The 19,757-nt window shown below is 67.9% G+C and carries 15 protein-coding genes; 2 read left to right on the top strand and 13 right to left on the bottom strand.

Features of this window, described 5'->3' with window-relative positions; genetic code table 11:
* Positions 1 to 71: 71 nt before the first annotated feature.
* Genes upp through PARN5_RS0116275 form a run of 5 tightly spaced genes read right to left on the bottom strand, consistent with a single transcriptional unit; the run spans position 72 to position 4,525 of the window.
* A complete protein-coding gene (upp, locus tag PARN5_RS0116295) occupies positions 72 to 704 on the bottom strand; it encodes a uracil phosphoribosyltransferase (protein ID WP_018000838.1) in 633 nt (210 codons plus the stop codon).
* A complete protein-coding gene (locus PARN5_RS0116290) occupies positions 701 to 1,669 on the bottom strand; it encodes an adenosine deaminase (protein WP_018000837.1) in 969 nt (322 codons plus the stop codon). Before PARN5_RS0116290 ends, upp begins: the two co-directional genes overlap by 4 nt.
* Complete coding sequence (locus tag PARN5_RS0116285) at positions 1,666 to 2,859, bottom strand: phosphopentomutase (RefSeq protein WP_018000836.1); 1,194 nt, start codon at positions 2,857 to 2,859, stop codon at positions 1,666 to 1,668. The genes PARN5_RS0116290 and PARN5_RS0116285 overlap by 4 nt, the downstream gene beginning before the upstream one ends.
* Positions 2,856 to 4,133 carry a thymidine phosphorylase gene (locus tag PARN5_RS0116280; RefSeq protein ID WP_018000835.1) on the bottom strand — a complete coding sequence of 426 codons (1,278 nt, stop codon included), beginning with the start codon at positions 4,131 to 4,133 and terminating at the stop codon, positions 2,856 to 2,858. The genes PARN5_RS0116285 and PARN5_RS0116280 overlap by 4 nt, the downstream gene beginning before the upstream one ends.
* Positions 4,130 to 4,525, bottom strand: coding sequence for a cytidine deaminase (locus PARN5_RS0116275; protein WP_018000834.1), 396 nt, complete (start codon positions 4,523 to 4,525; stop codon positions 4,130 to 4,132). The genes PARN5_RS0116280 and PARN5_RS0116275 overlap by 4 nt, the downstream gene beginning before the upstream one ends.
* Positions 4,526 to 4,673: 148 nt before the next feature.
* On the opposite strand from PARN5_RS0116275, the gene PARN5_RS0116270 reads away from it, so the two are divergent.
* Positions 4,674 to 6,953 (top strand): NADP-dependent malic enzyme, encoded by a 2,280-nt coding sequence (locus tag PARN5_RS0116270; RefSeq protein ID WP_018000833.1) that lies wholly within the window; start codon positions 4,674 to 4,676, stop codon positions 6,951 to 6,953.
* 215 nt (positions 6,954 to 7,168) lie between these two features.
* Positions 7,169 to 9,073: a propionyl-CoA synthetase gene (locus tag PARN5_RS0116265; RefSeq protein ID WP_018000832.1), complete on the top strand. Its 1,905-nt coding sequence runs from the start codon at positions 7,169 to 7,171 to the stop codon at positions 9,071 to 9,073.
* Positions 9,074 to 9,204: 131 nt separating this feature from the next.
* On the opposite strand, the gene aroA is transcribed toward PARN5_RS0116265, so the two are convergent.
* The 8 genes from aroA to nuoL form a co-directional block, all read right to left on the bottom strand.
* A complete protein-coding gene (gene aroA / locus PARN5_RS0116260; RefSeq protein ID WP_018000831.1) occupies positions 9,205 to 10,539 on the bottom strand; it encodes a 3-phosphoshikimate 1-carboxyvinyltransferase in 1,335 nt (444 codons plus the stop codon).
* 73 nt (positions 10,540 to 10,612) lie between these two features.
* Complete coding sequence (locus tag PARN5_RS0116255; RefSeq protein ID WP_026155508.1) at positions 10,613 to 11,314, bottom strand: tRNA (guanine(46)-N(7))-methyltransferase TrmB; 702 nt, start codon at positions 11,312 to 11,314, stop codon at positions 10,613 to 10,615.
* 48 nt (positions 11,315 to 11,362) lie between these two features.
* Positions 11,363 to 13,039 carry a ribonuclease J gene (locus PARN5_RS0116250; RefSeq protein ID WP_018000829.1) on the bottom strand — a complete coding sequence of 559 codons (1,677 nt, stop codon included), beginning with the start codon at positions 13,037 to 13,039 and terminating at the stop codon, positions 11,363 to 11,365.
* Entirely contained in the window at positions 13,032 to 13,811 is a 780-nt protein-coding gene (locus PARN5_RS0116245; protein WP_018000828.1) for a type III pantothenate kinase, read from the bottom strand. Before PARN5_RS0116245 ends, PARN5_RS0116250 begins: the two co-directional genes overlap by 8 nt.
* Before the next feature lie 5 nt (positions 13,812 to 13,816).
* Positions 13,817 to 14,584, bottom strand: coding sequence for a biotin--[acetyl-CoA-carboxylase] ligase (locus tag PARN5_RS0116240; RefSeq protein ID WP_018000827.1), 768 nt, complete (start codon positions 14,582 to 14,584; stop codon positions 13,817 to 13,819).
* On the bottom strand, positions 14,577 to 16,088 hold the full coding sequence (gene nuoN, locus PARN5_RS0116235; protein ID WP_018000826.1) for an NADH-quinone oxidoreductase subunit NuoN: 1,512 nt from the start codon (positions 16,086 to 16,088) through the stop codon (positions 14,577 to 14,579). Before nuoN ends, PARN5_RS0116240 begins: the two co-directional genes overlap by 8 nt.
* 9 nt (positions 16,089 to 16,097) lie before the next feature.
* Entirely contained in the window at positions 16,098 to 17,639 is a 1,542-nt protein-coding gene (locus PARN5_RS0116230; RefSeq protein ID WP_018000825.1) for an NADH-quinone oxidoreductase subunit M, read from the bottom strand.
* Between the two features lies 1 nt (position 17,640).
* Entirely contained in the window at positions 17,641 to 19,752 is a 2,112-nt protein-coding gene (nuoL, locus tag PARN5_RS0116225) for an NADH-quinone oxidoreductase subunit L (RefSeq protein ID WP_018000824.1), read from the bottom strand.
* Between the last annotated feature and the right edge of the window lie 5 nt (positions 19,753 to 19,757).

Here is a 19,757-nt window from a genome sequence, read left to right as displayed (position 1 = left end):
CGTCCCATCCCCGAATCGGCCCTTTGGGACGGTGATAGGACGAAAGCCCTGAACAGCCGGTTAACGCAGGCCTATTTCGTGCCGAACATGCGGTCGCCGGCGTCGCCCAGGCCGGGCACGATATAGCCGTGATCGTCCAGCCGCTCGTCCAGCGCGGCGGTAAAGATCGGCACGTCGGGATGGGCCCCGCGCATCCGCTCCACCCCCTCGGGCGCGGCCAGAAGGCACAGGAATCGCAGGTTTTTCGCCCCGCGCTCCTTGAGCATGTCGATGGCCGCGACCGAGCTGTTGCCGGTGGCCAGCATCGGGTCGACGACGATGGTCATGCGCGCGTCCAGCTCCTTCGGAACCTTGCAGTAATATTCGACCGGGCGCAGCGTCTCGGGGTCGCGGTAGAGGCCGACGAAGCCGACGCGGGCGCCCGGGATCAGTTCGAGGATGCCGTCCAGCAGCCCGTTCCCGGCCCGCAGGATCGAGATCAGCGCCAGCTTCTTGCCCTCGAGCGTGGGCGCCCGCATCTCGCAGAGCGGCGTCTCGATGGTGATCTCGGTCAGTTCCAGCTCGCGCGTGACCTCATAGGCCAGCAGCAGGCTGATCTCGCGCAGCAGGCGACGGAAGCCGGCGGTCGAGACGTCCTTCTGGCGCATGATGGTCAGCTTGTGCTGGACCAGGGGGTGATCCACGATGGTCAGATGCTGGCTCATGTCAGTTCCTTTCGCAGGCGTGTCTTGGTGGTCTCGTCACAGAAGGCCGCGTCGACGGCCCAGAGGTTCATCTGGCGGAATTCGGCCTCGGCCCAGCCGAAAGCATCGGCAAGCCGCTGGTATTCATGGGACAATGTGGTGTGGAAGAAGGGCGGATCATCGGTCGAGACGGTGACCCGCACGCCCGCATCGGCCAGCCGGGCGATGGGATGCGCGGTCCAGGACGGCACCAGGCCAAGCGCGACGTTCGAGCCCGGACAGAGCTCCAGCGTCACGCCGCGCTCGGCCAGGTCGCGGACCAGAGCCGCGTCCTCGACGGCGCGGATGCCATGGCCGATGCGGCTGACGCCCAGGCTCAGCGCGTCGCGCACCGACTGCGGGCCGCGCCATTCGCCGGCATGCGCGGTCAGGCCCAGCCCGGCCTCGCGCGCGCAGTCGAAGGACCAGGCGAAATCCGGCAGTTCGCCCGCATCCTCGGCTCCGCCGATGCCGAAGCCGGTGACCCAACCGCCCGAAGTCTCGGCCGCGCAGATCGCGGTCTTGCGCGCGCGCTCGGGACCGAAATGCCGGATCGCGGTCAGAATGGCGCGGCTGGAGATGCCGCCCTGTTCGGCGCGTTCGGCAACCTCCTGCATCGCCGCCAGATAGTCGCGCCAGGCCGAAAGATCGGCGCCGCCGCAGAACGCAGGCGAGACGAAAAGCTCGGCATGGATCGCGCCTTGCTCGGCGCATTCCGCCAGCACCTCGGCAAGCAGGCGGGCATAGTCGCGCGGGCTGGTCAGGACCGAGGTGGCGGCCTCATAGACCCGCAGGAACTCCTTGAAATCGCGATAGGCATAGGCGCCGCGCTCGTCGAAGATGCCGCCGATGTCCTGATGCTTTTCCGCGGCCAGCGCGCGGATGAAGGCCGGCGGCGCGGCGCCCTCCAGGTGCAGGTGCAGCTCGATCTTCTTCAGCGACCTCACAGGAACGACCTCCCTGGCCCGACCGGCCCCAGGCCCAGATGCGCGGCGACCGAGGCGCCGATGTCGGCGAAACCCACCTGCCCCACGGCGCGCGGGCCGCAGCCCCAACCCAGCACCGGCACACGTTCGCGCGTGTGGTCGGTGCCGCGCCAGGTCGGGTCGTTGCCGTGGTCGGCGGTGAAGATCGCCAGATCCCCCGGCCGCAGCCGCGCGATCAGCGCGCCGGCCACGCCGTCGAACCATTCCAGCGCCCGGGCATAGCCCTCGACATCGCGGCGATGGCCGTAAAGCGTGTCGAATTCGACGAAATTGGCAAAGGTCAGGCTGCCCGGCTCGGCCTCGTCGCCCAGGCGCAAGAGCTGGCCGGCCAGGTGGGCATCGGACTTGCCCTTGTGCAGCTGCGCGATGCCCCGATGCGAGAAGATGTCGCCGATCTTGCCCACGGCATGGGTGATGCGGCCCGCCTCATGCGCGGCGTCCAGGATGGTCCGGCCGGGGGGCGCGATGGCGAAATCGCGGCGGTTCGGGGTGCGGGCAAAACTGCCCTCGGCGCCCAGGAAAGGCCGGGCGATGACCCGACCGACGCGCATCGGATGCACCATCCCGGCCACATCCTGGCAGAGCCGCAGCAGCCGCTCGAGCCCGAAGGCCTGCTCATGCGCGGCGATCTGGATCACGCTGTCGACCGAGGTATAGCAGATCGGCCAGCCGGTGCGCAGATGCTCGGCCCCGAGCCGGGCGATGATCTCGGTTCCCGAGGCATGTTCGTCGCCAAGGATACCCTCGGTGCCCGCAGCCCGGGCGATGCGGGCGGCAAGATCGGGCGGAAAGGCCGGGCGGGTGTCGGGGAAATAATGCCAGTCCCAGGGCACCGGAACCCCGGCGATTTCCCAATGGCCCGAAGGCGTGTCCTTGCCGCGCGACACCTCGGTCGCAGCTCCCCAGAGCCCCCGCGGCTGGGCCCCGAGCCCCGGCGCCGCCAGTCCCGAGGCCAGCCGGATCGCCGCGCCCAGCCCCAGCGCATCCAGATGCGGCATGGCAAGGCCCCGGGCCTGGGCGATATGGCCGATGGTATTGGCGCCTGTATCGGGCAGCCTGTCGTTGAAATACTGCGCGGCATCGGGGGCGCCGCCGATGCCGGCGGAATCCATCACGATCAGAAAGGCGCGCCGCTGGTCTTGCCGGCTCATGTGACCTCGCATCGGATCAGGGGGCCGGGGTCGGGTCCGTCGCCCAGCAGATAGGCCGATTGCACCGTGGCGATGGCGGCCTCGGCAGCGGCCTCGGTCGCGGCATGCACCATCGCCAGCGGGCGGTCGGGACCGGCCTCCTGCCCGATCTGCAACAGCTGCGCAAGGCCCACGCGCGGGTCGATGCGATCCCGCGCATGCAGCCGGCCGCCGCCCAGGGCCACGACGACATGACCCAGCGCCTCGGCGTCGATGGCGGCAACGCGGCCACGGCCGGGCACCGGGCGGATGATCGGGGCCGGCGGCAGGTGGCGGTCGGGGGCTTCCAGCAGATCCGCCGGCCCGCCTTGCGCCACGACCATGCGGGCGAAACGCTCGGCCGCCGCGCCGCTGTCCAGCGCCGCCGTGGCACCCGCGCGGCCCGCCAGGCCCAGGCATGCCTCGGAAAGCGCCAGCGACAGATCGCGCAAGGGGCCCGGGGCGCCCTTCAGCACGGCGATAGCTTCGCGCAGCTCCAGCGCATTGCCGGCGGCAGGGGCCAGCGGCTGGTCCATGTCGGTGACATAGGCCCGGACCGCGCAGCCCGCGCCGCGCGCCACCTCGACCAGCGCGCGCGCCAGCGTCATCGCCGCCTCGGGGCTGTGCAGGAAGGCGCCCGAGCCCTGCTTGACATCCAGCACCAGCCCGTCGAGCCCCGCCGCCAGCTTCTTGGACAGGATCGAGGCCACGATCAGATCGACCGAACCCACCGTCGCGCTTTCGTCGCGGATCGCGTAGAGCCGCGCGTCGGCCGGCGCGAGGCCGGGCCCTGCCGCGACGATGGCGCAGCCCACCTGCCCGACCACGGCGCGGAAATCGGCCTCGTCCAAGGCGCAGCGGAAGCCGGGGATCGCCTCCAGCTTGTCCAGCGTCCCGCCGGTATGGCCCAGGCCCCGCCCCGAGATCATCGGCACATAGCCGCCACAGGCCGCGACCAGCGGCGCCAGCACCAGGCTGACCGTGTCGCCGATGCCGCCGGTCGAATGCTTGTCCAGCACCGGCCCCGGCAGATCCCAGCGCAGGACGTGGCCGGAATCGCGCATGGCGCGGGTCAGCGCCACCCGGCCCGCACCGTCGAGCCCGCGCAGCAGCACCGCCATGGCGAAGGCTGCTGCTTGGGCATCGCTGACCCCGCCGTCGGCCAAGCCGCGCGCCATCAGCTCCGCCCCGGCCTGGTCCAGCCCCTGTCCATCGCGGACCCGGGCAATCACCGGACGCGGATCGGCTGGCGTCATTCGTTGCCCGACATATGCGAAATGTCGAAACGGCCGGGCAGCAATTCGCCGATGGTGGTGGCCAGCGTCCGGCCCGCGGTGGTCGCCAGCAGCACCGGCGTGTCGGCGCGGCCGAACTCGGCCAGTTTCTGCCGACAGCCGCCGCAGGGCGGCACCGGGCTGGGACTGTCGGCGATGACCGCGACCTCGACCAGTTCGGTCTCGCCGCTGGCGACCATCAGCGCGATGGCGCCGGCCTCGGCGCAGGTGCCCTCGGGATAGGCGACGTTTTCCACGTTGCAGCCATGATAGACCGTGCCCGAGGCGCCCCGCACCGCCGCGCCCACCTTGAAATGCGAATAGGGCGCATAGGCCCGTTCCCGCACCGCCCGCGCCGCATCCAGAAGCGTCATCCCCTGCGCCTTTCGCCCTGTCGTCCTTGCCTGCCGACACATTGCGCCCGCCCCCGGCACGATGCAAGTCCGCCGCGAAACACGGACCCCCTGTTCGCGGCCGAAAAAATAGTTTAACGCTGAACCATCTTGAGAGGAGGGTCTGGCCATGGAAGAACGCCGGCAGGACAACGCCAGACAGGCGGCACTGGATTATCACGAATTTCCGCGTCCGGGTAAGCTGGAGGTGCGGGCGACCAAGCCGCTGGCCAACGGCCGCGACCTGAGCCGCGCCTATTCCCCCGGCGTGGCCGAGGCCTGCCTGGAGATCAAGGCCGATCCCGCCACCGCCGCCCGCTATACCGCGCGCGGCAATCTCGTCGCCGTGGTCTCGAACGGCACGGCCGTGCTGGGGCTTGGGAATATCGGCGCGCTGGCCTCGAAGCCGGTGATGGAGGGCAAGGCGGTCCTGTTCAAGAAATTCGCCAATATCGATTGTTTCGACATCGAGCTGGACCAGCCCGACCCGGAAAAGCTGGCCGAGATCGTCTGCGCCATGGAGCCGAGCTTCGGCGCCATCAACCTCGAGGACATCAAGGCCCCCGACTGCTTCATCGTCGAGAAGATCTGCCGCGAGCGGATGAACATCCCGGTCTTCCACGACGACCAGCACGGCACCGCCATCGTGGTCGGCGCCGCCGCCACCAACGCGCTGCACATCGCCGGCAAGCGGTTCCAGGACATCAAGGTGGTCTCGACCGGCGGCGGCGCGGCCGGCATCGCCTGCCTGAACATGCTGCTGAAACTGGGCGTGAAGCGGGAAAACGTCTGGCTCTGCGACATCGCCGGCCTGGTCTACGAAGGCCGGACCGAACAGATGACGCCGCAAAAGGCCGATTACGCCCAGGTCTCGGACCTGCGCACGCTGGACGAGGTCATCGGCGGCGCCGACCTGTTCCTGGGCCTGTCGGGCCCCGGGGTGCTGACGCCCGAGATGGTGTCGAAGATGGCGCCGCGCCCCATCGTCTTCGCCCTGGCCAACCCGACGCCCGAGATCCTGCCCGAGGCGGTGCGCGCCGTGGCCCCGGATGCGATCATCGCCACCGGCCGTTCGGACTATCCGAACCAGGTCAACAACGTGCTGTGTTTCCCCTTCATCTTCCGCGGCGCGCTGGACGTGGGTGCGACCACGATCAACGACGCCATGCAGCTGGCCTGCATCGAGGGCATCGCCGCGCTGGCCCGCGCCACCACCTCGGCCGAGGCCGCCATGGCCTATCGCGGCGAGACGCTGACCTTCGGCGCCGAATACCTGATCCCGAAGCCCTTCGACCCGCGGCTGATCGGCGTCGTCTCGACCGCCGTTGCCAAGGCCGCGATGGAAACCGGCGTCGCCACCCGGCCGCTCGAGGACATCGCCGCCTACAAGCGCAAGCTGGACGGCTCGGTCTTCCGCTCGGCCATGATCATGCGCCCGGTCTTCGAGGCCGCCGCCACCGCCAACCGCCGCATCGTCTTCGCCGAGGGCGAGGATGAGCGCGTGCTGCGCGCCGCCAACGCCATGCTCGAGGAAACCACCGACGCGCCGATCCTGATCGGCCGCCCCGAGGTGATCGAGATGCGCGCCGAACGTGCCGGCCTGCCGATCCGCCCCGGCCGCGACTTCGAGATCGTGAACCCGGAAAACGACCCGCGCTATCGCGACTATTGGGGCACCTATCACGAGCTGATGGCGCGCCAGGGTGTCACTCCCGACATCGCCCGGGCGATCATGCGCACCAATACCACCGCCATCGGCGCGGTCATGGTGCACCGGGACGAGGCCGACAGCCTGATCTGCGGCACCTTCGGCCAGTATAGCTGGCATCTGAACTACATCACCCAGATCCTGGCCCGCGACGGGCTGCGCCCGCATGGCGCGCTGTCGCTGATGATCCTCGAGGATGGGCCGCTGTTCATCGCCGACACCCAGGTCCACCAGAGCCCGACCCCCGAGCAGGTGGCCGAGACCGTGATCGGCGCCGCCCGCCACGTCCGCCGCTTCGGCGTGACGCCCAAGGTCGCCCTGTGCAGCCAGTCGCAATTCGGCAACCTGAACTCCGCCTCGGGGCAAAAGATGCGCGACGCGATGCAGATCCTGGAATCGCGCGCGGTCGACTTCGTCTTCGACGGCGAGATGCAGGTCGATTCGGCACTGGACCCGGCGATCCGCGAAAGGCTGCTGCCGCATTCGCGCATCGACGGCGCCGCGAACGTGCTGGTCTTTTCCAGCACCGACTCGGCCTCGGGCGTGCGCAACGCGCTGAAGATGAAGGCGAATGGGCTCGAGGTCGGGCCGATCCTGATGGGCATGGGCAACCGCGCCCATATCGTGACGCCTTCGATCACCACGCGGGGCCTGTTGAACATGAGCGCCATCGCCGGCACCCCGGTCGGCCATTACCGCTGATTCGGGCCTGACCCGACCCGCCGCGCGGCGATTTTGCAAAACGCCGCGCGGTTTTCCATCCCAAGCAAAGCCCACCTGCGTTTGCAAACTTCTGTCCGGAACTGAGACAGTATCTGCAAAATTCTGCATCCCCGCGGCCGAGTTTGGCCGTTAACAGCCTTGCCGCCCCGCCCCGCCCGCGCCTAGATCTCGGCTGTCTGTGAGGAGGAAGAGTGATGGGGTATCGCGAGATCTATGCCGCGTGGCAGGCCGATCCCGAAGGGTTCTGGATGCAGGCCGCCGAGGCGATCGACTGGCAGCAGAAGCCCTCGAAGGCGCTCGATGACCACAAGGCGCCGATCTACGAATGGTTCTCGGATGGCATGATCAACACCTGCTGGAACGCCGTCGACCGCCATGTGCTGGCCGGGCGCGGCGACCAGATCGCCATCATGCATGAAAGCCCGATCACCCATTCCACCAAGGGCATCACCTACAAGCAGTTGCAGGACCGCGTCGCCTCGCTGGCCGGGGCGCTGCGGATGCGCGGCGTGGAAAAGGGCGACCGCGTCATCATCTACATGCCGATGATCCCCGAGGCGCTGGAGGCGATGCTGGCCTGCGCCCGGCTCGGCGCCATCCATTCGGTCGTCTTCGGCGGCTTCGCCGCGAACGAATTGGCGGTGCGCATCGACGATTGCCAGCCCAAGGCGATCATCGCCGCCTCCTGCGGGCTGGAACCGAACCGGGTGGTGCATTACAAGCCGTTGCTCGACGCCGCCATCGACATGGCCGAGCACAAGCCCGAGTTCTGCGTCATCTTCCAGCGCGAGCAAGAGGTCGCCAAGCTGGTCGAGGGCCGCGACTTCAGCTGGCACGGCTTCCAATATGGCGTGAAACCCGCCGATTGCGTCCCGGTCGAAGGCAACCACCCGGCCTATATCCTCTACACCTCCGGCACCACCGGCCAGCCCAAGGGCGTGGTGCGCCATACCGCCGGCCACCTGGTGGCGCTGCAATGGTCGATGACCAATATCTACAACATCGGCCCCGGCGACCGCTTCTGGGCCGCCTCGGACGTGGGCTGGGTCGTCGGGCATTCCTATATCTGCTACGGCCCGCTGATCGCCGGTGCGACCACCGTGGTCTTCGAGGGCAAGCCGGTCGGCACCCCGCATCCGGGCGTCTTCTGGCGCATCATCCAGAACCATCGCATCAAGAGCTTCTTCACCGCCCCCACCGCCCTGCGCGCCATCCGGCGCGAGGATCCGAACGGCGAATGGATCCGGCGCTACAAGCTGCACGACCTGCAGGCCCTGTTCCTGGCCGGCGAGCGCGCCGACCCCGACACGGTGAAATGGGCGCAAGAGCACCTCGGCGTGCCGGTGGTCGATCACTGGTGGCAGACCGAGACCGGCTGGGCCATCGCCGCCAATCCCATCGGCATCGAGACCCTGCCCACCAAGCCCGGCAGCCCCTCGGTGCCGATGCCGGGCTATGACGTGCAGGTGCTGGACGAGGGCGGCAATCCGGTCCCGGCCGGCACGCTCGGTGCCATCGCGATCAAGCTGCCCTTGCCGCCCGGCACGCTGCCGGGGCTGTGGAACGCGGAAGGCCGCTTCCGCAAGAGCTATCTCGAGCATTTCCCGGGCTATTACGAGACCGGCGACGCCGGCTATATCGACGAGGACGGCTATCTCTACATCATGGCCCGCACCGACGACGTCATCAACGTCGCCGGCCATCGCCTGTCCACCGGCGCCATGGAAGAGGTGCTGGCCAGCCACCCCGATGTCGCCGAATGTGCGGTGATCGGCGTGGCCGACAGCCTCAAGGGCCAATCCCCGGTCGGCTTCCTGTGCCTGAAGGCGGGGGTCAGCACGCCGCATGCGCAGGTGGTCAAGGAAGTGGTCAAGCTGGTGCGCGACCGCATCGGCCCGGTCGCGGCCTTCAAATCGGCCTGCGTGGTCGAACGGCTGCCCAAGACCCGCTCGGGCAAGATCCTGCGCGCCACCATGGCCAAGATCGCCGACGGCCAGCCCTTCAAGGCCCCGGCCACCATCGACGATCCGGCGATCCTGGACGAGATCCGCGAAGCGCTCGCGGGCCTGGGCTATCCCGAAGCCGCGAAAGCCGGCTGAGCCGCCGCCGCAGCTGGGGTATCTGAAACGGAAAAAACGCGGCGCGGGCTCATCCCTGGCGCCGCGTCCTTGCTTCTCTCTTGTGGAAATATCCTCGGGGGCCCGGGGGCAGACAGCCCCCGGCGCTGACCTCATTCGATCGCGGCGCCGAGCCTCTGCATCAGCGGCAGGAAATCCGGGAAGGAGGTGGCGATCGGGCCGCCGTCATCGACGCTGATCGGCTGGTCCGAGGCGAGCCCCGCCACCAGGAAGGACATGGCGATGCGGTGGTCGAGATGCGTCACCACGCTGGCGCCGCCGCCCGCAAGCCCGCCGCTGCCTTCGACCGTCATGCTGTCCTCGGTCGATGTCACGCGGGCGCCATTGGCGATCAGCCCGGCCTCCATCGCCGCGATGCGGTCGCTTTCCTTGACGCGCAGCTCGTGCACGCCCCGCATCACCGTCGCGCCCTCGGCAAAGCAGGCCACGACCGACAGGATCGGGAATTCGTCGATCATGCTGGCGGCGCGCTCGGGCGGCACGGTCACGCCCTTCAGCGCGGAATGACGCACCAGCAGGTCGGCCACCGGCTCGCCGCCCTCCTCGCGCGGGTTTTCGAAGGTGATGTCGGCGCCCATTTCCAGCAACGTGACATAGAGCCCGTCGCGGGTCGGGTTGCGGCTGACGCCCGGCACGCGGATCTCCGAGCCCGGCACGATCAGCGCCGCCGCCACCGGGAAGGCGGCGCTGGACGGATCGCGCGGCACCGCCACCGGCTGCGGCTTCAGCTCCGGCCGGCCCTGCAGGGTGATGACATGGCCCTCGCCGGTGGTTTCGGTGCGGATGCTGGCGCCGAAGCCGGCCAGCATGCGCTCGGTATGGTCGCGGGTCGGTTCGGATTCGATCACCACCGTCTCGCCCGGCGCATTCAGCCCCGCCAGCAGCACCGCCGACTTGATCTGCGCCGAGGCGACCGGGGTCCGGTAGCGCACCGGCACCGGATCGGCCGCGCCCTTGATGGTCACCGGCAGGCGCTTGCCCTCGCGCGCGGTGACCTCACAGCCGAACAGTTCCAGCGGGTCGGTGACACGACCCATCGGGCGGCGCGACAGGCTGGCATCGCCGGTGAAGGTGGCGGTGATCGGCGTCGTGGCCATGGCGCCCATGATCAGCCGCACGCCGGTGCCCGAGTTGCCGCAATCGATCACGCCCTCGGGCTCGGCAAAGCCGCCGACGCCGACGCCGTTGACCTTCCATTCGCCGGTCCCCAGCCGCTCGACCTGGGCGCCGAAGGCCTGCATCGCCTTGGCGGTATCGAGCACGTCCTGGCCCTCCAGCAGACCGGTGATATGCGTCTCGCCCACCGACAGCGCGCCCAGGATCAGCGCGCGGTGGCTGATCGACTTGTCGCCGGGCACCCTAGCCTCGCCGGTCAGGGGGCCCGAGCGGCGCGCGGTCATCGGAAGCGGTTCGGCGGAATGTGACATCGGGGCCCCCTGGTGCTTGTCGCGCAAGGTGATAGCGGTCACGGACGCCCGGTGCAATCAGCCCGCCCGAAATTCATCCCCGCCGGCGGAAGGTCACGTAATGCGGCACACGCCCCTCGCGCAGCGCCTTCTGCTCGTAGCGGGTCGAGAGCCAGTCGTCCCAGGGCTCCGGCCCCTCTTGCACCAGGTCGAAGCCGGCGCCGGGCACTTCCTCCAGCGTCTGGCGCACGTAGTCGGGAATGTCGGTCGCGACGCGGAATTCGGCGCCCGGCCGCATGACGCGGGCCAGCGGGATCAGGTGCTCGGGCGTCACGAAGCGGCGGCGGTGATGGCGCGCCTTGGGCCAGGGGTCGGGATAGTTCAGGAAAGCCTTGCTGATCGAGGCATCGGGCAGCACGTCCATCAGGTCGCGGGCATCGCCGGGATGCACACTGACATTCGTCACCCCGGCATGGCGGATCTTGCCCAAGAGCATGGCGACGCCGTTGATGAAGGGCTCGCAGCCGATGATGCCGATCTCGGGGTAACGCGCGGCCATGTGGACCATGTGCTCGCCGCCGCCGAAGCCGACCTCCAGCCAGACCGGGCGGTCGTCGCCGAAGATCGTGGCCGGCGCCACCGGCTTGCGCTCGGGGTTCTCGGCATGGGTAATGCCGCGCGGGCGCAGCTCGCCCAGATCTTCGGAAAGATAGCCCTTCTGCGACTGGCGCAGGGTCTTGCCGTGGCGACGGCCATAGAAATTGCGGCGCGGAGGGTTCGGGTCGAATTCAGTCATGCCCGCGCCCATGCCCCGGGCGCGGCGCAAGGTCAAGTCATTCCCCGATCATTCCGCCGCCAGGCGCGAGATCACCACCGTCACCTCGGGCTTCTTGCCGATCTCCTCCATCGAGACCTGGCGGGTGATCCTGCGAACCCCCTCCTCCAGGCGGTCGTCGTCCATCACCGTGCGGTCGTCGGCGCGCTCCAGGAAGGCTGCGAGTTCCGATTCGATGTTGCGGGCCAGCGGCACGCCGGCGCGGCCGGTCTCGGGCAGGCCCGAAAGCTCGACCCAGGCGTCGGGCAGCGGGCTGTCGTCCTCGTCGATGATGATCGAGACCATGGCATGACCGTTCAGCGCCATGCGGATGCGGTCGCGCACCACGCCGTCCATGGCGCCGATCAGCCTGGTGCCGTCCAGGTAGACCCGTCCGGTGTCGATCTGGTCCACGACCCGCGGCGCGTCGCCGGTCAGGTCCAGCATGGTGCCGTTGGTGGCAATGGCCGCCGGGATGCCGCGGGCCTGCGCCAGCTTCACATGCTCGCGCAGGTGCATGTGCTCGCCATGCATCGGGATCACCATCTGCGGCTTCAGGAGTTCATGCACCGCCTCGATATCCGGCCGGTTGGCATGGCCCGAGACGTGATAGACCCCGTCGTCGGCATCGAACAGGTCGACGCCCATCTCGGACAGCTGGTTCTGGATCCGGATCACCCCGCGCTCGTTGCCAGGGATGGTGCGCGAACTGAACAGGAAGCTGTCGCCATCCTTCAATTGCAGGCCCAGGTAGCGCCCGCGCGACAGCTGGGCACTGGCGGCGCGGCGTTCCCCCTGGCTGCCGGTGACGATCAGCATCACCTTGTCGCGCGGCATTTCCGAGGCGTCCTCGGGGCTGATGGTCGCCGGGAAACTGGTCAGCACGCCGGTCTCGATGCCGACGGTGACCATGCGGCGCATGGCCCGGCCCAGCAGGCAGATCTTGCGGCCCGAGGCGGTGCCGGCCTCGGCCAGGGTCTTGAGCCGGGCGATGTTGCTGGCGAAGGTCGTCGCCACCACCATCTGCTTTTGCGAGGTCACGAAATCCAGCAGCGGATTGGCCAGGATCGCCTCGGACCGGCCGGGATGGGGCACGAAGATATTCGTCGAATCGCAGGCCAGCGCCTTGACGCCGTTGCCTTCACCCGCGATCTCGTGCCACAGGATCGGGTCGAAGGCCTCGCCCACCACCGGGGTGCCGTCCAGCTTGAAGTCGCCGGTATGCACGATGCGGCCGGCCGGCGTGTCGATGATCAGCGCCGAGCTTTCCGGGATCGAATGGCTGACCGGGACGAATTGCACCTGGAACGGGCCGGCCGTCACCACTTCGGGGCGCGGCGCATGGATATGCAGCTGATCGACCGGCTGGCCGGCCTCCTCCAGCTTCAGCCGGGCTAGGGCGCCGGTGAAGCGGCGGCAATGCACCGGCTTCTGGATGCGGCCCCAGAGCAGGCCAAGCGCGCCGACGTGATCTTCGTGCCCATGGGTGATGAAGATCGCCTCGATGCGGTCGCGGTTGGCTTCCAGCCAGCCGACATCGGCCATGATCAGGTCGATGCCCGGCGCCGTGTCCATGTCGCCGAAGGTCACGCCCAGGTCGACCACGATCAGCCGCTCGCGGCCCGGCTGGCCATAGCCGTAGACATAGGCGTTCATGCCGATTTCGCCCGCGCCGCCCAGCGGCAGATAGATCAGGCGCTCAGCCATTGCCCATCTCCTTGTTGTAATCATGGATCAGACGCAGACCATGCATGGTCAGATCGTCCTCGATCGCGTCGAACAGATCAAAGCCCTGATCGAACAGCGGCGCAAGCCCGCCGGTAGCTATTACCTGCATCGGCCGGCCGCGTTCCTCGCGGATCTTCTCGACGATGCCCTGGACGAGGCCGATATAGCCCCAGAAGATGCCCGACTGGATGCAGGCCACGGTATTGGTGCCGATCACCCTGGCCGGCATGGTCACATCGACATGCGGCAGGCTGGCCGCACCCATGTGCAGCGCCTCGAGCGACAGGTTCACGCCGGGCGCGATGACGCCGCCGACATAGGCGCCGTCGGTGTCGACCACGTCGAAGGTGGTGGCGGTGCCGAAATCGACCACGATCAGGTCCGGCCCGTGCCGGTCGAAGGCGCCGACGGTGTTCACCAGCCGGTCGGGGCCGACCACGGTGCCGAAATCGACGCGCGGCGCCACCGGCAGCAGGCAGTCGGGCTTGCCCACCACCAGCGGGCGGGTGTCGAAATAGCGGTTGCAGAGCACGCGCAGGTTGAAGACCACGCGCGGCGCGGTCGAACTGATGATGCAATCGGTGATGTTCAGGTCCAGCTTCTGCAGCTGGATCAGCGTCGAGAGCCAGACGAAATATTCATCCGCCGTGCGGCGATGGTCGGTCGAAATCCGCCACATGCCGGCGAATCTCTCACCGTCCCAGACCGAGAAGACAGTGTTGGTGTTGCCGGTGTCGATGCAAAGCAGCATGGTCGTCAGCCTCCGAAGAACACGTCGGCAGCGGGGATCACCTGCGGGCCGGCGGGCGTGCGCAGGATCAGCGCGCCGCTGTCGTCGATGCCCTCGAAGACGCCGCGACGCTCGGTCGCGCCGGTGCGGGCCAGGATCGGCTCGCCCAGCCGGGCGGCGCGGGCCAACCAGGCATGGCGGATCGGCGCGAAGCCATAGGTCTGCATCTGGGCCAGCCAGCGCGCGAAGGCCGGCGCCAGCAGGTCCAGAAAATCCTCGGGTGCGACGGCATGGCCGGTCTCGGCCAGGACCGAAACGGGGGTGACGGCGCCGGGCTCGACCTGGCCGCTGCCGGGTGCGGCCGCCAGGTTCACGCCGATGCCCACCGCGACGGCGCCCATGCCCCGTCCTTGGCCCTGGCCCGGGCCGGCGCTTTCCAGCAGGATGCCGGCGACCTTGCCGCCGTTCAGCAGCACGTCGTTCGGCCATTTGATCGCCAGCCGCGCGGCGGGGCCGCAGGCATCGGCCAGCGCGTCGTAAAGCGCCAGCGCCGCGACAAAGGACAGCTGCGCCGCCGCGACGCCGCCCGGGCTGCGCAGGACCAGCGTGCCGGCGAAGTTCCCCGCCGGCATCGCCCAGTCCCGGCCGCGGCGGCCGCGTCCGGCGAATTGCTCGCGCGTCATGATCCAGGCCGGGCCGGACAGGCTGGGCGCCAGCCTCAGCGCCTCGGCATTGGTGCTGTCGGTGCGGGCCAGCACATGCCGGCCCACGCCCTCGGGCCAGGCCTCACTCAACGGGTTCGGGCTCTGCCACCGCGCCGGGTGCCGGCTCGGTAATGATCGTCACCTCGGTCACGGCTGGCGCGACCAGCGTCTCGGCCGCGCGACCGGCAGCGGCATCGACGCCCATCATGTTGATCGCGCCCAGCAGCATGGCCAGCGCCGGCAGCATCAGGCTCAGGTATTGCGCCGGCGCCATGCGCGAGGTCACGCCCTGCCCCTCGGCACCGAAATACATATAGTAGACGATGCGCAGGTAGTAGAAGGCGCCGATGACCGAGGCGATCACGCCCGCCACCGCCAGCCAGCCCAGCCCGGCATCGACCGCGGCGGTCAGCACGCCGAACTTGGCGAAGAAGCCCAGCGTCGGCGGCACGCCGGCAAGGCTGAACAGCAGCACCAGCATGGCCAGCGCCTTGACCGGCTCGCTCCAGGCCAGCCGGTTCAGCGAGGCAAGGTCGGTGACCGGCACGCCGTCACGCTCGAGCGACAGGATGAAGGCGAAGGTGCCGACGTTCATCACCGCATAGATGGTCATGTAGATCAGCATCGCCTGCACGCCCAGGCTGGTGCCGGCGGCCAGGCCGACCAGCGCGAAGCCCATATGCGCGATCGAGGAATAGGCCATCAGGCGCTTGATGTCGGTCTGGCCGATGCCGGCGACCGAACCCAGGAACATCGACATGACCGCCAGCGCCGCGACGATCTGGCTCCAGTCGCCGATGACATGGCCGAAGGCGTCGAAGACCAGCCGCGCGATCAGCGCCATGGCCGCGACCTTGGGCGCGGTGGCGAAGAAGGCCGTCACCGGCGTCGGCGCGCCCTCATAGACGTCGGGCGTCCACATATGGAAGGGCACGGCTGAGACCTTGAAGGACAGGCCGACCAGCATGAACACTAGGCCGAAAAGCACGCCCAGCGACAGGTGTCCGCCCTCGATCACGGTGACGATGCCCGAGAAGCTGGTGGTGCCGGCAAAGCCGTAGACCAGCGAGGCGCCATAAAGCAGCAGCCCCGAAGAAAGCGAGCCCAGCACAAAATACTTCAGCCCCGCCTCGGACGAGCGCACCGAGCCGCGCCGCATGGCCGCGACGACGTAAAGCGCCAGCGATTGCAGCTCGAGTCCCATGTAGAGCGTCAAGAGGTCGCCGGCCGAGACCATGAACATCATGCCGATGACCGCCAGCGCGACAATGATCGGGAATTCGAAGCGCAGCATGTTGCGCTGCGCCATGTAGTCGGCGCTCATCGCCAGCACGGCGGCGGCGGCGACCAGCATCACCACCTTGGCAAAGCGCGAGAAGCCGTCGTCGATGAACATGCCGTAGAAGGCGGTCTGGTCGGCCCGGTTGCCCAGGCCCACCATGGCGGCTACGACCAGGAAGGCCGCGACCGTGGCCCAGAGCAGCGTCCGGGCCAGCCCGTCCTTGCCGAGATAGGCGCCGGCCATCAGCGCGGCAAGGGCGTAAGCGGCCAGCACCACCTCGGGCAGAATGGTCGAGAAATCGAGCGAGGTCATGTCTGTCCCCTAGTGGCTGGTCGTCGCCGCGGCGGTTTCGACCACCGGCTGGCTTTGGTGATAATGGGTAAGCAGGCCTTCCACCGCCGGCCCGGTCATATCGGTGACCAGCCGCGGATAGACGCCCAGGATCAGCGTCATGGCGATCAGCGGCACGAAGATCCAGCGCTCGCGCGGGGTCATGTCGGCGATCGACTTGAGGCTTTCCTTGATCAGCTGGCCCAGCGTGACGCGGCGATAGAGCCACAGCGCATAGGCCGCCGACAGGATCACGCCCGAGGTCGCGACCAGCGCCACCCAGGTGTTCTCGCGGAACACGCCGATCAGCGTCAGGAACTCGCCCACGAAGCCCGAGGTGCCGGGCAGGCCGACGTTGGCCATGGTGAAGAACATGAACACCATGGCGTATTTCGGCATCCGGTTCACCAGGCCGCCATAGGCGTCGATCTCGCGCGTGTGCATGCGGTCGTAGATCACGCCGACGCAAAGGAACAGCGCGCCCGAGATGAAGCCGTGCGACAGCATCTGGAAGATGGCGCCGTCGACGCCGATCTGGTTCGCCGCGAAGATGCCCATGGTGACATAGCCCATGTGCGCCACGGACGAATAGGCGATGACCTTCTTCATGTCCGACTGCGCCAGCGCCACCAGCGAGGTATAGACGATGGCGATGGCCGAGAGCCAGAAGACATAGGGCTGGGCCACGCCGCTGGCGACCGGGAACATCGGCAGGCTGAAGCGCAGGAAGCCGTAGCCGCCCATCTTCAGCAGAACCGCCGCCAGCAGGACCGAGCCGGCGGTCGGCGCCTGGACGTGCGCGTCGGGCAGCCAGGTATGCACCGGCCACATCGGCATCTTGACCGCGAAGCTGGCGAAGAAGGCCAGGAACAGCAGCATCTGCGTGCCGCCGACCACCGTCACGCCCAGCAGGCGATAGGTCTCGGACGGGAAGTCGAAGCTCAGCAGCGTCGGGATGTCGGTGGTGCCCGCCATGCGATACATGGCGATCATCGCGACCAGCATCAACACCGAGCCGAGGAAGGTGTAGAGGAAGAACTTGAAGGAGGCATAGATGCGGTCCTTGCCGCCCCAGATGCCGATGATCAGGAACATCGGGATCAGCCCGGCCTCGAAGAACAGGTAGAACAGCACCAGGTCCAGCGCGGTGAAGACGCCGATCATCAGCCCTTCCAGCACCAGGAAGGCGATCATGTATTCCTTGACCTTCACCTCGACATCCCAGGTCGAGAGGATGGTCAGCGGCATCATGAAGGTGGTCAGCAGCACGAACAGCACCGAGATCCCGTCCACGCCCATCTTGTAGCGCAGGCCCATGATCCAGGCGTGATCCTCGACGAACTGGAAGCCCGTGTTCGCCGGGTCGAAGCGGAACAGCACGAAGAGCGAGATCACGAAGGTCGCCGTCGTGGTCAGCAGCGCCAGCCATTTGGCGTTGCGCGCCGCGGCCGAATCCTGGCCGCGCAGGAACAGCGCCATGATGATCGCGGCGACGATCGGCAGGAAGGTGATGATGGAAAGAAGGTTCGTCATGTCAGTGCGCGCCCCGCATCATCACCCAGATCAGCAAGCCCACGATGCCGAGCACCATCGCGAAGGCGTAGTGGAACAGATAGCCCGACTGCACGCGGACCGCCGCGCGCGTCAGCCTGGGGATCAGCCCCATGGCGACCCCGTTGATCGTGCCGTCGATCACATCGCCATCGCCCTTCTTCCACAGGAAGCGGCCGATCCACAGCGCGGGACGCACGAAGATGAAGTTATAGATCTCGTCGAAATACCACTTGTTGAGCAGGAACCGATACAGCGCCGGCTGCTGCGCCGCCAGGCGCTTGGGCAGCGTCGGGTTGACGATATAAAACAGCCAGGCGGTGATCAGGCCCAGAACCATGGCGATGAAGGGCGAGACCTTGACCCAGACCGGGGCGTGGTGCGCCTCGTCCATGACGTGGTTGTCGGGATGCATGTAGATCGCACCGCCGACCGGCGCGGCGACCGCGGCATGCGCCTCGGCTTCGGGGGCAGGTTCGCCCTCGGCGGCCGGCGCGGTGGCGGCGACATGCTCGACCGGGGCCTCGGCCGTGGCATGGCCCTCGGCGGCTTCGCCCTCGGCTTCATGCGCGCCGGCGATGTGGAAGAATTCCGTGACCTTGTGGTGGTCGCCGAAGAAGGGCGCATACCAGACCATGCCGGCAAAGATCGCGCCGATGGCCAGCACGCCCAGCGGGATGGTCATCACCGGCGGGCTTTCATGCGCGTGGTCATGGGCATGATGGTCGCCGCGCGGCTTGCCATAGAAGGTCAGGAAGATCAGCCGCCAGGAATAGAAGCTGGTGAAGCAGGCGGCGATGACCAGCATGGCGAAGGCATAGCTGCTGCCGGCCCAGGCGCTCTCGATCACCGCGTCCTTGGACAGGTAGCCGGCAAAGCCGATATGGGTCAGCGGGATGCCGACGCCGGTGATGGCGAAGGTGCCGATCATCATCGCCCAGAAGGTCAGCGGGATCTTCTTGCGCAGCCCGCCATAGTTCCGCATGTCCTGCTCGTGATGCATGGCATGGATGACCGAGCCGGCGCCCAGGAACAGCATGGCCTTGAAGAAGGCGTGGGTCAGCAGGTGGAACATGGCGACCGAATAGACGCCGACGCCCGCGGCCACGAACATATAGCCCAGCTGCGAGCAGGTCGAATAGGCGATCACCCGCTTGATGTCGTTCTGCACCAGGCCCACGGTCGCGGCGAAGAAGGCCGTCGTGGCGCCGATGATGACGATGAAGTTCTTGGTGTCCGGCGCGAATTCGTAAAGCGGCGACATGCGGCAGACCAGGAACACCCCGGCGGTCACCATGGTCGCGGCGTGGATCAGGGCCGAGACCGGGGTCGGGCCCTCCATCGCGTCGGGCAGCCAGGTGTGCAGGAACAGCTGCGCCGATTTGCCCATGGCGCCGACGAACAGCAGGAAGGCCAGCAGGTTCGCGGCATTCCAGTCGCGCCACAGGAAATGCAGGTTGGTCTGCGCGATCTCGGGCACTTGGCGGAAGATCTCGTCGAACTGGACCGTGCCGGTCAGCCAGTAAAGCCCGAAGATGCCCAGCAGGAAGCCGAAGTCGCCGACGCGGTTGACGATGAAGGCCTTCATCGCGGCCGCGTTCGCGCTGGCCTTCTTGTAGTAGAAACCGATCAGCAGATAGGAGGCGACGCCCACGCCCTCCCAGCCGAAGAACATCTGCAGCAGGTTGTCGGCGGTCACCAGCATCAGCATGGCGAAGGTGAAGAAGGACAGATAGGCGAAGAAGCGCGCCTTGTAATGCTCGTCATGCGTCCAGTTGTCGTCATGGGCCATGTAGCCCATCGAATACAGGTGCACCAAGGCCGAGACCGTGTTCACCACGATCAGCATGATCGCGGTCAGCCGGTCCAGCCGGATGCCCCATTCGGCGTGGAAGTCGCCGGCGACGACCCAGTCCAGCACCGGGATGTGCCGTGGCGTGCCGTCGAAGCCCAGGAACAGGTACCAGCTGAGCAGGCAGCACAGGAACAGGATGCCGGTGGTCAGGTATTGCGCGGCTTTCTCGCCGATCAGGCGCCAGCCGAAACCGGCGATCAGCGACCCCAGCAGGGGCGCAAAGAGGACGATCTTTTCCATGCCGC

The sequence above is a fragment of the Paracoccus sp. N5 genome, from assembly GCF_000371965.1.
In the GTDB taxonomy this organism is placed as follows: Bacteria; Pseudomonadota; Alphaproteobacteria; order Rhodobacterales; family Rhodobacteraceae; genus Paracoccus.
Note: the sequence above shows the minus strand (reverse complement) of the source record. Positions and strands in the feature narration are given on the sequence as shown.